Origin of the sequence: Pseudaestuariivita atlantica, from assembly GCF_001205715.1 — a bacterium.
GTDB lineage: Bacteria > Pseudomonadota > Alphaproteobacteria > Rhodobacterales > Rhodobacteraceae > Pseudaestuariivita > Pseudaestuariivita atlantica.
The window spans coordinates 146,883-159,954 of record NZ_AQQZ01000001.1; the positions used below are offsets into that span (position 1 = coordinate 146,883).

General features: G+C 65.9%; 15 protein-coding genes. 11 read left to right on the plus strand and 4 right to left on the minus strand.

The genetic code is table 11. From position 1 onward, the window contains the following. Positions 1-368 precede the first annotated feature (368 nt). The 3 genes from lepA to ATO11_RS00685 all read left to right on the plus strand — a co-directional run bounded on the left by lepA (position 369) and on the right by ATO11_RS00685 (position 3,133). Positions 369-2,168 carry a translation elongation factor 4 gene (gene lepA / locus ATO11_RS00675; protein ID WP_050528912.1) on the plus strand — a complete coding sequence of 600 codons (1,800 nt, stop codon included), beginning with the start codon at positions 369-371 and terminating at the stop codon, positions 2,166-2,168. 508 nt (positions 2,169-2,676) lie between these two features. Continuing rightward, complete coding sequence (locus ATO11_RS00680) at positions 2,677-2,919, plus strand: DUF4160 domain-containing protein (RefSeq protein ID WP_050528913.1); 243 nt, start codon at positions 2,677-2,679, stop codon at positions 2,917-2,919. Then, positions 2,900-3,133, plus strand: a complete 234-nt coding sequence (locus tag ATO11_RS00685) for a DUF2442 domain-containing protein (RefSeq protein ID WP_050528914.1) — start codon at positions 2,900-2,902, stop codon at positions 3,131-3,133. The genes ATO11_RS00680 and ATO11_RS00685 overlap by 20 nt, the downstream gene beginning before the upstream one ends. 136 nt (positions 3,134-3,269) lie before the next feature. Here the strand turns inward: ATO11_RS00685 and ATO11_RS00690 are convergent, their stop codons facing one another. Then, positions 3,270-3,569, minus strand: coding sequence for a type II toxin-antitoxin system Phd/YefM family antitoxin (locus tag ATO11_RS00690; RefSeq protein ID WP_050528915.1), 300 nt, complete (start codon positions 3,567-3,569; stop codon positions 3,270-3,272). 132 nt (positions 3,570-3,701) lie between these two features. Next, positions 3,702-4,550, minus strand: a complete 849-nt coding sequence (locus ATO11_RS00695) for a DUF1353 domain-containing protein (RefSeq protein ID WP_050528916.1) — start codon at positions 4,548-4,550, stop codon at positions 3,702-3,704. 245 nt (positions 4,551-4,795) lie between these two features. On the opposite strand from ATO11_RS00695, the gene aroA reads away from it, so the two are divergent. The 5 genes from aroA (at position 4,796) to ATO11_RS00720 (ending at position 9,226) form a co-directional block, all read left to right on the plus strand. After that, entirely contained in the window at positions 4,796-6,151 is a 1,356-nt protein-coding gene (gene aroA / locus ATO11_RS00700) for a 3-phosphoshikimate 1-carboxyvinyltransferase (RefSeq protein ID WP_050528917.1), read from the plus strand. Further along, a complete protein-coding gene (locus ATO11_RS00705) occupies positions 6,148-6,651 on the plus strand; it encodes a hypothetical protein (protein WP_050528918.1) in 504 nt (167 codons plus the stop codon). Before aroA ends, ATO11_RS00705 begins: the two co-directional genes overlap by 4 nt. Before the next feature lie 51 nt (positions 6,652-6,702). Next, a complete protein-coding gene (locus ATO11_RS00710; protein WP_050528919.1) occupies positions 6,703-7,308 on the plus strand; it encodes a (d)CMP kinase in 606 nt (201 codons plus the stop codon). A gap of 39 nt (positions 7,309-7,347) precedes the next feature. After that, complete coding sequence (locus ATO11_RS00715; protein WP_050529386.1) at positions 7,348-8,568, plus strand: DUF2130 domain-containing protein; 1,221 nt, start codon at positions 7,348-7,350, stop codon at positions 8,566-8,568. Between the two features lie 88 nt (positions 8,569-8,656). Beyond that, positions 8,657-9,226: a polysaccharide deacetylase family protein gene (locus ATO11_RS00720; RefSeq protein WP_050528920.1), complete on the plus strand. Its 570-nt coding sequence runs from the start codon at positions 8,657-8,659 to the stop codon at positions 9,224-9,226. A 115-nt stretch (positions 9,227-9,341) separates the two neighbouring features. Here the strand turns inward: ATO11_RS00720 and ATO11_RS00725 are convergent, their stop codons facing one another. Both ATO11_RS00725 and ATO11_RS00730 read right to left on the minus strand, forming a co-directional pair. After that, on the minus strand, positions 9,342-9,764 hold the full coding sequence (locus ATO11_RS00725; RefSeq protein ID WP_050528921.1) for a BLUF domain-containing protein: 423 nt from the start codon (positions 9,762-9,764) through the stop codon (positions 9,342-9,344). A gap of 58 nt (positions 9,765-9,822) precedes the next feature. Next, the gene (locus ATO11_RS00730) at positions 9,823-10,086 is read right to left on the minus strand and encodes a hypothetical protein (RefSeq protein WP_050528922.1); all 264 of its coding nucleotides are present in this window, start codon (positions 10,084-10,086) and stop codon (positions 9,823-9,825) included. Positions 10,087-10,448: 362 nt separating this feature from the next. Between ATO11_RS00730 and rpsA the strand changes: the two genes are divergently transcribed. From rpsA to ATO11_RS00745, 3 genes are all read left to right on the plus strand, one after another. After that, positions 10,449-12,125, plus strand: a complete 1,677-nt coding sequence (rpsA, locus tag ATO11_RS00735) for a 30S ribosomal protein S1 (RefSeq protein ID WP_050528923.1) — start codon at positions 10,449-10,451, stop codon at positions 12,123-12,125. A gap of 284 nt (positions 12,126-12,409) precedes the next feature. Further along, positions 12,410-12,691, plus strand: coding sequence for an integration host factor subunit beta (ihfB, locus tag ATO11_RS00740; protein WP_050528924.1), 282 nt, complete (start codon positions 12,410-12,412; stop codon positions 12,689-12,691). A 13-nt stretch (positions 12,692-12,704) separates the two neighbouring features. After that, entirely contained in the window at positions 12,705-13,064 is a 360-nt protein-coding gene (locus ATO11_RS00745; protein ID WP_050528925.1) for a LapA family protein, read from the plus strand. Positions 13,065-13,072: the final 8 nt, after the last annotated feature.

A 13,072-nucleotide genomic window follows, 5' to 3' on the forward strand; every position in this document is an offset into this window, starting at 1 on the left:
GCGCTACCCACCACCAGACAGCCTCTTCAGATCAACGCATGGCTCTCCCGCGCGGAATCAAGGCCGCAGGCCGCCGCGCATCGACGGGCCGCCCCCACGGCACGTCGATTTGGCTGGCCCTTGCTCGCCGCTGGCATGTCGCACGGACTTTGCAACCATAAACCAGCCAGCAGACCCTTCAGATCGACGCACCGCGGCCCGTCTGCAACCGCCGCGCGTGCTGCCGTCAATCACCGCCGGATTGACCCACCGCCCACCGCCTGTACCCACCGCGCAAGCCGCCCGATCCACGCACTCCCGCAGGGTGCGAACATCTCACGCACCGCGCCCCATTGACCGCCCCGGCAAAGAGCCGCATATCCTCGCCCATGACCGAGCTGACCCATATCCGCAACTTCTCGATCGTCGCGCACATCGATCACGGCAAGTCGACGCTGGCTGACCGCCTGATCCAGGACACCAACACGGTGGCCGACCGCGACATGAAGGAACAACTGCTTGATTCCATGGATATCGAGCGCGAGCGCGGCATCACCATCAAGGCCAACACCGTCCGGCTCGACTACACCGCCGACAACGGCGAACACTACGTCCTGAACCTGATCGACACGCCGGGCCACGTCGACTTCGCCTACGAGGTCTCCCGCTCCATGCGCGCCGTCGAAGGCTCGCTGCTGGTCGTGGACTCCACCCAAGGAGTCGAGGCGCAGACGCTCGCCAATGTCTACCAGGCAATCGACGCCGACCACGAGATCGTCCCCGTCCTCAACAAGATCGACCTTCCGGCATCCGATGTCGACCGCGTCGCCGAACAGATCGAGGACGTGATCGGCATCGACGCCTCCGGCGCGATCCAGGTGTCGGCCAAGACCGGCGTCGGCATCCACGAGGTGCTCGAATCCATCGTTCACCACCTGCCCGCACCCACCGGCAACCCCGACGCGCCCCTCAAGGCGATGCTGGTCGACTCGTGGTACGACGCCTATCTCGGCGTGATCGTCCTCGTCCGCATCATGGACGGCCACCTGAAAAAGGGCGACCGGATCAAGTTCCTGTCGAACGGCACCACCCACCACGTCGACCGCATCGGCGTCTTCCGCCCCGCCATGCAGAACATCGACGTTCTGGGACCGGGAGAGATCGGCTTTCTGACGGCCTCCATCAAACAGGTCCGCGACACCCGCGTCGGCGACACCATCACGCACGAGAAAAAGGGCACCGAAGACGCGCTGCCGGGCTTCAAACCCGCGCAACCGGTCGTCTTCTGCGGCCTCTTCCCGGTGGACTCCGCCGAGTTCGAAGACCTGCGCGACGCGATCGAGAAACTGGCCCTCAACGACGCCTCGTTCTCCTATGAAATGGAAACCTCCGCCGCCCTCGGCTTCGGCTTCCGCTGCGGCTTCCTCGGCCTTCTGCACCTCGAAGTCATCCGCGACCGCATCGAACGCGAATACAATATCGATCTCATCACCACCGCGCCGTCGGTGATCTACCACATCTACATGAAGGACGGGGAGATGATCGAGCTTCACAACCCCGCCGACATGCCCGACCTCAGCAAGGTCGACCACCTCGAGGAACCGCGCATCAAGGCGACGATCCTCGTGCCCGACGACTACCTCGGCGACGTGTTGAAACTGTGCCAGGACCGCCGCGGCATCCAGCTTGACCTCACCTATGCCGGCTCCCGCGCGATGGTGGTCTATGACCTGCCGCTGAACGAGGTGGTGTTCGACTTCTACGACCGCCTGAAATCGGTGACCAAGGGCTACGCCTCCTTCGACTACCAGATGACCGGGTATCGCGAGGACAACCTCGTCAAGATGCAGGTGCTGGTGAACGACGAACCCGTCGACGCGCTCTCAACCATGGTCCACCGCGACCGGGCCGAGATGCGGGGCAGGGCGATGTGCGAAAAGCTCAAGGACCTTATCCCCCGCCACATGTTCAAGATCCCGATCCAGGCCGCCATCGGCGGCAAGGTCATCGCGCGCGAGACGCTGTCGGCCTTGCGCAAGGACGTGACGGCGAAGTGCTACGGCGGCGACGCGACCCGGAAGCGGAAGCTCCTGGACAAGCAGAAGGCGGGCAAGAAGAAGATGCGCCAGTTCGGCAAGGTGGACATCCCGCAAGAGGCGTTCATCTCTGCGCTGAAGATGGACAGCTAACGCCCAAGCCGCGCACCGACGGGCCCTGGACCGGCGACCTGACGGTCATGTCCGGGCCCTTTATCCCTGCCAATCCGCGAAAGCTGTGAACCTTGCGCCTGCATCAGCCGTATCGCCGGGCCGTGGGAGTGCCTGTCCCCTCTCGCCGATTTCCTTTGAAAATCGACTGCCGGGCAGCGGATTCACGGCGGGCTAAAGCCCTTTTTTCCGCGCGGGCGAGGCGGCTTTCCGGCACTTCACCGTTCCCCAAAAGCATCGAACTCCGAAGATAGCGCACCGACGGGCCCTGGACCGGCGACCCCCCGGACCTTCCCGGGCCCTTTATCCCCGCCAATCCGAAAAAGCCGCGAACATCTCGCCTGCATCAGCCAAATCGCCGGGCCGCGGGAGGGCCCGTCGATGCGCGGCGGGCTAAAGCCCTTGATTCCGCGCGGGCATCGCGGTGCTGTGTGTTGCAGGAGCGATGCAATGCCTCGCAAACCTGCCAATCCCGCGTTACGCTTCCCACATGCCAACAGTCTTTCGCCACGACGGATTCAGGTTCTTCTTCTACTCCAACGAAGGTGATCCGCGCGAACCGGTCCATATCCACGTCATGAAAGGCGGTGCCGAAGCCAAGTTCTGGGTGGAGCCCGTGGTGATTGCCCGGTCCTCGGGCTTTGACGCAAAGACGCTGCGCAGTGTATCAATGATCGTGGCGGACAACGCCCACAGGATCAAAGAGGCCTGGAATGACCATTTCAGCGACTGAAGCGCATTGCGACGACAGCACCCTTTGGGTGACCCTGTCGGATGGCCGCGTTCTGGGCGTCCCTCTTGTCTGGTTTCCCCGCCTTGCCGCTGCGTCCGAGGCGGCCCGCGCCGCCGTCGAAGTGTCGCCCTTTGGCTTGCATTGGGAAGCGCTGGACGAAGACATTTCGGTCCCCGCTTTGATGGCAGATGTTGTCAAAGTCGCCGCTGAATAGAGTCCGCTATTGCGACCGCGCCGATCGCCCGGAAACTAGATCTGACGTACTTCTAAGTAGCCCAAAAAACGCGATATTCTGTGAACCTCGAAGATTGGCGAGCGCCAGTTTAAAACCATGTTTTTAGGCGCTTGTCTCACCACTCCGTCCCCTTCCCGAACTCACCCCACTCGAACGGAGTGAACCCGTCCTCGTCCGTCATCGCGCGTTTCCAGCGGGCATAGCACGCCTCGATCCGGGCGCGTTCGTCGGCAAGGGATCGGCGCTCGAACTTCTCCAGCCGTTCGCATTGGAACATCGGGACCAGTGCGGCCTCGCATCGGCCGTGGCGGGAGATCCAGACGCGGCCGCCTTCCGACCGCACCCAGCCCGTCCAGCGGGAGCAGTCGCGGCGGAAGTCCGTCAACGGAACGATCTGGTAGGGGGCAAGTGTCATGAGGGAGTGCTAACCCGGCGACCCTTGCCAATTCCCTGACCCACCGCGCGGCGCTCCGGCGCGTCGCGGCGGGTCATCTGCTCAGATCAGGGGGTCATTCTGTGCAATTTGAGCAGAACGACCCCGGCAATCTTACTCGCCGCACAGCGCCGGATCTTCCGCGCAACCCGACCCGGTCCCGACGCCCAGATCGACGTTCCCGCCGGTGTCGCCTTCGTAGGGATCATACTCTTCCTCGGTATGAATTTCCCCGATCCGCCGCTCCAGGTCCTTGAAACCACGCTCTTCTCTCTGCGTGTCCAGCAGCAGCCACTTTTCCCGCACCCGGATATATTCCTCGATCTCCGGGATCGACGGGTTCGACGCGCGAATGAAAGACCGCGTCTGCCGCATCAGGCCCTGCAGCCTCTCGGGCGGGGCCTTCGACAGGTCGCGCGCCGGGGCGTCCCAGCGCGGACCGCCCAGGTATACGGCAGCAAACATTATTTTCGCCTTCAGCTCCCGCGTGCCCCCGACCCTCAGCGCGTCATAGAACATCCGGTGCGTGTTCTCCCACGTCCGCGCGTGGTACTCCGACCCTTCCTCGTTCCCGATCCCGCAATAGGCGTCGTGCACCGCCGCGGCGTTGACGACCGACGGATCGGTGGGCGAGCCGACGATGGGCACGAACAACAAGGGGATCGAGGCGCCGTCGGTCAGCGTGTCGCGCGGCGCGACCCATGTCGCGTTGCGCCCGTCGGTGAAGGACAAGCCATTGGCCGTGCGATAGAATTTCGCGGCACGCCCCGGTATCCGGACGGCTTTCCCGGTGGTCTGGACGGGCGTGTTCACGAACTTGCACGACGGCGCGCTGCTGCCGCGGCAGAAGGAGGCGGCAAGCGCGATCTCGGCGTCCCGCAGTTGCTCTTGTGTCGCGAAATAGGCCGGGCCACATCCCGACAGGGCGATCAGGGCCGCAATAGGCCAAACTCGTTTCGTCATTTTATACCTACCTGTAAATTCAGATGCCAAACACGTGGCGGGTGATGCAATTGGTGAGGGATACTAGGGAAATCTCGATCCGGTTCAAGTGGAGGAGGGCGCGCAGCGGCAAGTGACGATGCGTCGCGCACCCGTTTGCCGGGTTCGCGGGCACCACGCGAACGCACCCGCGGGCGCAAGCCGGTGGACGGCGGGGTTGCAAGGCGCTAACAGCACCCCGCACGCAGACCACGAGGAGAGCCGCGATGTCCGGCCATGGCACCCCGATCCCGATGACCTCGCATCCCGTGACGGGACTTGCCGGCGAGGCGCATGTTCCGGGGGACAAGTCGATCTCGCACCGGTCGCTGATCCTCGGCGCGCTCAGCGTGGGCGAGACGCGGGTGACGGGGCTTCTGGAAGGCGACGACGTGCTGGACACGGCGGGCGCGATGCGGGCCTTCGGGGCCGAGGTGGTGCGCGAGGCGGACGGCACGTGGCGGATCAACGGCGTGGGCGTCGGCGGGTTCGCCGAACCTGACCAAGTGATCGATTGCGGCAATTCCGGCACCGGCGTGCGGCTGATCATGGGGGCGATGGCGACCTCTCCCATCACGGCGACCTTCACGGGCGACGCCTCGCTCAATTCGCGGCCCATGGCGCGGGTGACCGATCCGCTTTCGCTGTTCGGGGCGCAGGCGCATGGCCGTTGGGGCGGGCGCCTGCCCATGACCATCGTCGGCGCGCGCGACCCGATGCCGGTGCGCTACACGCTGCCCGTCGCCTCGGCGCAGGTGAAATCGGCGGTCCTGCTGGCGGGCCTCAACGCGCCCGGCGAGACGGTGGTGATCGAGGGCGAAGCCACCCGCGACCATACCGAGCGGATGCTGGCGGGCTTTGGCGCGACGCTGAATGTCGAGGACACCAAAGAAGGCCGCGTCATCACGTTGCAGGGCCAGCCCGACCTGCAACCGCAGACCATCGTCGTGCCGCGTGATCCGTCCTCGGCCGCGTTCCCCGTCTGCGCGGCGATTATTACGCCCGGCTCGGACGTGTTGGTCCCGAATATCGGGCTGAACCCGACCCGCGCGGGGCTTTACACCACGCTGAAGGAAATGGGCGCGGACCTGACGTTCGAGAACATGCGCGAGGAAGGCGGCGAGCCGGTGGCCGACCTGCGCGCGCGGTTCTCTCCCGACCTGAAAGGGATCGAGGTCGACCCCGCCCGCGCGGCCAGCATGATCGACGAATACCCCGTCCTGTCCTGCGTCGCCGCCTGTGCCGAGGGCCGGACAATCATGCGCGGCGTCAAGGAGTTGCGCGTCAAGGAAAGCGACCGGATCGACGCGATGGCGCAGGGCCTGCGCGCCAATGGCGTCACGGTCGAGGAAGGCGAGGATTGGTGGATCGTCGAAGGCCGTGGCGCGGGCGGCGTGCCGGGCGGCGCGACCGTCGAAAGCCGCCTCGACCACCGGATCGCGATGTCCTTCATGGTGCTGGGCATGGCCGCGCAAAACGCGATCACGGTCGATGACGGCACGCCCATCGCGACCTCCTTCCCGATCTTCGAGGGCCTCATGGCGGGGCTGGGCGCGGACCTGCGACGCGGCGCGGGCGCGTGAGGCGGCTGATCGACGCCACGCGCCTTCCGGTCCGCTGGGCCGGGCTGACCCTTGTGCTGTACCTCGTGCTGGCGGGGATGGTGTTCTTCTGGCTGGTGCCCCATTCCGGCGGTCGCCTGCCGCTGGACGTGCGGTTCCCGACCTATTCGGTCGGCGAAGCCTCGACCTACCTGCAGCTTCTGCCGTTCTACGCCCGCGACATCTATGCCGGGCCGGTCTTCTGGGTCGACATGCTGTTCCCGCCCGCGCTGGGCGTGACGCTGGCGCTGTGGTTGAAGGCCTGGGGCGTGACGCTGTGGCGGGTGGGGCCGCTGGCCTACGTGCTGGCAGACTGGTCGGAAAACTTTCTTGTCGGCAGGCTTCTGGCCGGTCTGCCGGACCTGCCGTCGGTCGAATTGATCCAGATGGCATCCTACGCGACACTGGGCAAGTTCGTGGCGCTGGTCTGCACGCTGGCGCTTTTGCTCGTGACGGTCTTGCGGGAGAGGATGAATGACTGACGGAAGCTGCCTGCGCACGCATGTCCGGCACCGGGCCACCGGGGTGGCCGCGTGAGCTTTACCGTTGCGATCGACGGACCGGCAGCGTCGGGCAAGGGCACGATCGCGCGCGCGGTGGCGGCGCGGTTCGGGTTCGCGCATCTTGATACCGGGCTGCTGTATCGCGCGGTTGGGGCGCGGACGCTTCTGGGCGAAGAACCCGAGGTCGCGGCGCGGGCGCTCAGGGCCGAGGACCTCGACAACGAGGACCTGCGCACGCCCGAGGTCGCGCAGGCGGCAAGCCGGGTGGCGGCGATCCCCGAGGTGCGCGCCGCGCTGGTCGATTTCCAGCGCAGTTTCGCGATGCGCGCGGGCGGCGCGGTACTGGACGGGCGCGACATCGGCACCGTGATCTGTCCCGAGGCCGACGTGAAGCTGTTCGTCACGGCCAGCGCCGAGGTCCGCGCCCGCCGCCGCCATGCCGAACTGGTGGGCAAGGGCCATGACGTCACGCCGGGGCAGGTGCTGGCCGATATCCGCGAACGCGATGCGCGGGATGCGGGGCGGGCGGATGCACCGATGGTCGCGGCGGAGGATGCGATGCATCTCGACACCTCGACGCTCGACATCGACGCCGCGGTCGAGGCCGCCTGCGCCGAGGTCGCGCGCCACCGCTAAGCGCTTGCGCTTTGCGCGGGATGGGCGAACATGGCGCCCATGTCCGATACCACGATCACCTGTCCCCATTGCCAGTCCGACATCGCGCTGAGCGAACAGCTTGCCGGCCCCTTGCTGGCCGAGGCGCGCAAGGAGTTTGCCGCCCGCGAAGAGGCGCTGGCCAAGCGGTTGCGTGCCGAGGCCGCCGCCGAAGCGGCTGCGGCGCAGGCCGCGGAACTGGCCGAGTTGAAGGCGCGCAGCGCTGCCGAGGCGCAGGCGCGGGCGCGCGAGATGGAAGAGATGCGCGCCGCCCAGAAAGTGCAGGCCGAGCAACTGGCCGCCGCGCAGAAGGCGCAGGCCGCCGCGATCCGCCGCGAGCGGGAGCTGGAAGAGCGCGAACGCGCGCTCGATCTTGCGGTCGAGACCAAGCTGGCGGAGGCCGTGACTGCCGAACGCGCCCGGCTCGCATCCGAGGCGGAGCTGGCGCTGAAGGCGCGGCTGGAGGCGGCGGACGAGGCGAGTGCCTTGAAGCTGGCCGAGAAGGATCAGCAGCTCGAAGGCCTGCGCCGCCAGCTGGAGGCCGCGCAACGGCGGGCCGAGAAGGGATCGCAACAATTGCAGGGCGAGGCGGCGGAGGTCGTGCTGGAGGATCGGCTGGCGGCGGCCTTTCCGCTCGACGTGCTGGCACCCGTGCCCAAGGGCATCCGGGGCGCCGATTGCGTGCAGCAGGTGGCGGGACCGGCGGGACCGGCGGGCGCGATCCTGTGGGAATCGAAGCGGACCGAGAACTGGTCGCCCGGCTGGTTGCCGAAACTGCGCGAAGACATGCGCGCGGCGGGCGCGGACCTTGCCGTCCTGACCTCCCGCGCGCTGCCCGAGGGCGTGGGATCGTTCCAGCAGATAGACGGCGTCTGGGTCACGGCCCCCGCCCACGCGATCCCGCTGGCGAGCGTCTTGCGGCAGGGGTTGATCGAGGTGGCGCTGGCGCGCGGCCAGAGGGAAGGGCAGGCGACCAAGGCCGAGATGATCTTTGACTACATCACCGGCCCGCAATTCCGCGCGCGGGTGGAGGCGGTGGTCGAGAAGTTCGATGCCCTGCGCGAGGATCTGCGGCGCGAGCAGAAGACCATGACCTCGCTCTGGGCCAAGCGCGAGAAGGCGCTGGGCGTGGCCGAGGATGCGATGATCGGGATGTACGGCGATTTTCAGGGCATCGCGGGCGCGGCGGTGGCCGATATCGAGGGGCTGGACCTGCCGCTGCTGGAGGATGGCGAGGACTGAACCGCTCGCGCCGCGTTCACCGCATCGTGGCTCGCCTTTGATCGGAAATGGGGTAGGCTGGGGCGGTCCCTTGCCACGGAGCCTGCCGATGATCCGCCTGACCCTTGCCGCCCTGATCGCCGCGCTGCCCCTTGTCGCGGGCGCGCAATCCGCCGACCCCGCGCCGGAGGCGGTGCCCGAGCCGGAGGCCGAGGTCGCGGCGGAACCGCCCATGACCCTGCCGCGCCTGATCGCCATCGTGCAGGCCGTCGATCCCGAGGCTCTGGTGCGGGGCACCGTGGTGCAATTCACCGTCGCGGACGTGCCCGTCCTGATCATCACCGACCCGGTCGCTGACCGGATGCGCGCGATGGTCCCGATCCGCAGCGCCGAGGGGCTGGAACCCGACGAGTTGATGCGGCTGATGCAGGCCAATTTCGACACCGCGCTCGATGCGCGATACGCCGTGGCGCGGGGGCGGTTGTGGGGTGTCTACATCCATCCGCTGTCGCCCCTGAAAAAGAACCAGCTGCTGTCCGGCCTCGCCCAGACGGTGGCCGTCGCCCAGACCTATGGCACGCTCTATTCCGGGGGTGCGGTGGTGTTCGGGGGCGGGGATTCCGACGGGATCTACCGCGACCTGCTGCGCGACCTGCTGAAGAAGGGCGAGGATATCTGAGACCGGGGCAGGGTAACCCGGCGCAGGGGGGTAACCCGCGGGTTACGTGGAAAGAACTGTTTAACAGCGGCGCCGTTTGCCGGGGTGCCGTTCACCTTTTCTCAACCACCGAGCGTCAAGCGACGTGGCTTGTCCCGCGCCGGAAGCTGGCATTGGCGATCATGAAGACGATCAGGTCGAACGGGTCGTCGACCTGCAGCGGCCCGTCATCGTCGGGCAGGGCCAGAAGATCGCCCAGCGACAGCGCGTCGTCACCCAGCCACGCAATCTGCCAGTCCCCCAGCCGCGGCGCGTCCAGCGCGCCGGATGTCTGGACCGTGAGGTCACCGTGACGCGGGTCGCAAGAGATCACGGGCAGCAGGTGGTCGATCGCCGCCTTCGGGCCTTCGAGATACTGGATGAAATGCCCGCCCTCGCGGTGCAGGAACCCGGTCACGCCAAGCGCCGCGTTGTTGCGGCGCGCGACGGCGAGGATGTCGGCATGCGCGGGATCGTCGGGCGCGATCCGGGCGCGGCTGGTATAAAGACAGAAATGCATGGGCGGCCTCCTTCCCGCCGTTCTGCCCCTGCCGGGATTAAGGCCCGGTAAACGCGGCTCAGCCGAAGATGTCGGGGTCGAGCACGGTGCCGGATTGCGCGGCGCCGGCCACTTCGTCGTTCACGCGCGTGTCGGCGTCGGGGTCGATCGTGGGGCGGTAGGCCGACCAGTCGATGCGGTCGTCGCCGTTCTCACCGTACAACATGTCGCCGTCGGCATCGGGATCGACCGAGTTGGGGTTGTCGGCACGGGTGTAGGGATCGACCGAACCCTGCACGCCGTTGCCTGTGCCGTGGAATTGAAATGTGTCAGAGCCGAACATGGGCTGTCTTCCTTGTGAAAATGGGATCGTCTGAAATGCGATGACCACAGCATGCCCCGCACCGGGGCGCGGCACGAGGCGGGGATTCCCGACCTTTGGCCCGCGGCGGGGTGGGGAATTCCAGACCGTGCCGGCCCATATGGCGCAAGGCTTGCCAGCGCGGACGGGTATGTATATAGCGAGCGGCGTCAAAGGGGCGGAAAAGCCCGGACACGATCGAGCGGGGCCGGACTATCCGGCCCTTCGTTTGTTTTGGGTCCGTCCCTGACCAACGCAACCCAAAGACCCGCGGACCCAACCGTGCGGCCAGTCACACCTTCGGGCCGAAAGCATGGCCCATCGAAAAGGATCATAAACGCCACATGGCAAACGCAACCATGGAGGAGTTCGAAGCCCTCCTGAACGAAAGCTTCGAAATGGACACGCCCGAAGAGGGCTCTGTTGTCAAAGGCAAGGTCATCGCGATCGAAGCGGGACAAGCCATCATCGACGTCGGCTACAAGATGGAAGGCCGGGTCGAGCTGAAGGAATTCGCGGAACCGGGTGAAGCACCGACCGTCGCCGTGGGCGACGAGGTCGAAGTGTACCTGCGGGCCGCAGAAAACGCGCGGGGCGAAGCGGTCATCAGCCGCGAGATGGCCCGCCGCGAAGAAGCATGGGATCGCCTTGAAAAGGCATATGCCGACGACGCGCGCGTCGAAGGCGCGATCTTTGGCCGGGTCAAGGGTGGCTTCACCGTCGATCTGGGCGGTGCCGTGGCCTTCCTGCCGGGCTCCCAGGTTGACGTGCGCCCCGTGCGCGACGCGGGCCCGCTGATGGGTCTGAAACAGCCGTTCCAGATCCTGAAAATGGACCGCCGCCGTGGCAACATCGTTGTCTCGCGCCGTGCGATCCTTGAAGAATCCCGCGCCGAGCAGCGCGCTGAGGTCATCGGCAAGCTGAACGAGGGCGACGCGGTGGACGGTGTCGTCAAGAACATCACCGAATACGGGGCCTTCGTGGACCTCGGCGGTGTCGACGGCCTGCTGCACGTGACCGACATGGCATGGCGCCGGGTCAACCACCCGTCGGAAATCCTGTCGATCGGCGAGACGATCAAGGTGCAGGTCATCAAGATCAACAAGGAAACCCACCGCATCTCGCTGGGCATGAAGCAGCTGCAGGAAGATCCGTGGGATCTGGTCGCCGCCAAGTACCCGCTGGAATCGGTGCATACCGGCCGCGTCACGAACATCACCGATTACGGTGCCTTCGTGGAGCTGGAGCCGGGCGTCGAGGGCCTTGTGCACGTGTCGGAAATGTCGTGGACCAAGAAGAACGTCCATCCCGGCAAGATCGTGTCGACGAGCCAAGAAGTCGAAGTCATGGTGCTGGAGATCGACGGTGCCAAGCGCCGCGTCTCGCTGGGTCTGAAGCAGACCATGCGCAACCCGTGGGAAGTCTTTGCCGAGACGCACCCCGAGGGCACGCAGGTCGAGGGCGAGGTCAAGAACATCACCGAGTTCGGCCTGTTCGTGGGTCTCGAAGGCGACATCGACGGCATGGTGCACCTCAGCGACCTGTCGTGGGACGAGCGTGGCGAGGATGCCATCCAGAACTACCGCAAGGGCGACATGGTCGAGGCCGTGGTGTCGGAAGTGGATGTCGAGAAAGAGCGCATCTCGCTGTCGATCAAGGCCGTGGGCGGTGACAAGTTCGCCGACGCCGTGGGCGGCGTGAAGCGCGGCTCGATCGTCACCGTCGAGGTGACCGCGATCGAGGATGGCGGCATCGAGGTGGAATACGAAGGCATGAAGTCCTTCATCCGCCGCAGCGACCTCAGCCGTGACCGTGCCGAACAGCGCCCCGAGCGTTTCTCGGTCGGTGACAAGGTCGACGTGCGCGTCACCAATGTCGACAGCAAGACCCGCCGTCTGGGCCTGTCGATCAAGGCGCGCGAGATCGCCGAAGAGAAGGAAGCCGTGGAACAATACGGTTCGTCCGACTCGGGTGCGTCGCTGGGCGATATCCTTGGCGCGGCATTGAACAAGGACGAGTAATTCGTCCGCGATATGTCGCATGACAATCAAGCGCCTCGCCCGTCCCGACGGGCGGGGCGTTTTTCGTCAAAGCGGGCGAATCAGGGCGCGAGCGCTAACCGTGATGTGCGGGACAGCGCTGGGTAGATTGGCGATGCGCCGTTTCACCCGGCTGGAAATCGGGGCGGGCAGGCGGCAAATCCGGCAGTTTTTGTCGCGTTTGCATGGGTTTTCATTTTCGTTCCAACGTCAAATCCCTATAGTCTGTGACGTGGGCACAGCACGACGCCCGGGGGGATGCTGCGATGATCAGATCGGAATTGATTCAGAAGATTGCCGATGAAAACCCGCACCTGTACCAGCGTGATGTCGAGCGGATCGTGAACACGATTTTCGAAGAGATCATCGACGCCATGTCCCGCGGCGACCGCGTGGAGCTGCGCGGGTTCGGGGCATTTTCGGTCAAGAAGCGCGACGCGCGCACCGGGCGGAACCCGAGGACGGGTGAATCGGTTGAGGTCGAAGAAAAGCACGTGCCCTTCTTCAAAACGGGCAAGCTGTTGAGGGACCGTCTGAACGGTCACTGAAAAAGGCGGAGCAATGCGCTACATCAAGTACCTGTTCCTGGCGGCGCTTGCCGTCATTCTCATTTCCGTTGCGCTGGCCAATCGCGGCACCGTCACGCTGAACACGCTGCCGGAAGGCCTGCGCGAGATGCCGGGCATGGGCGTGGCGTCCTATTCGATCGAGCTGCCGCTGTACCTCGTGATCTTCATCGGGATCGCGGCGGGCCTGCTGATCGGGTTCGTGTGGGAGTACCTGCGCGAGATCAAGCACCGCTCGATGGCGAGCCGCAAGGCGCGCGAGGCGCGTGAGCTGGAACGCGAGGTGAAGCGCCTGAAGGCCCAGAAGAACGAAGGCAAGGACGAGGTCCTCGCCCTTCTGGACGAGACCGGCTGACCACGCCC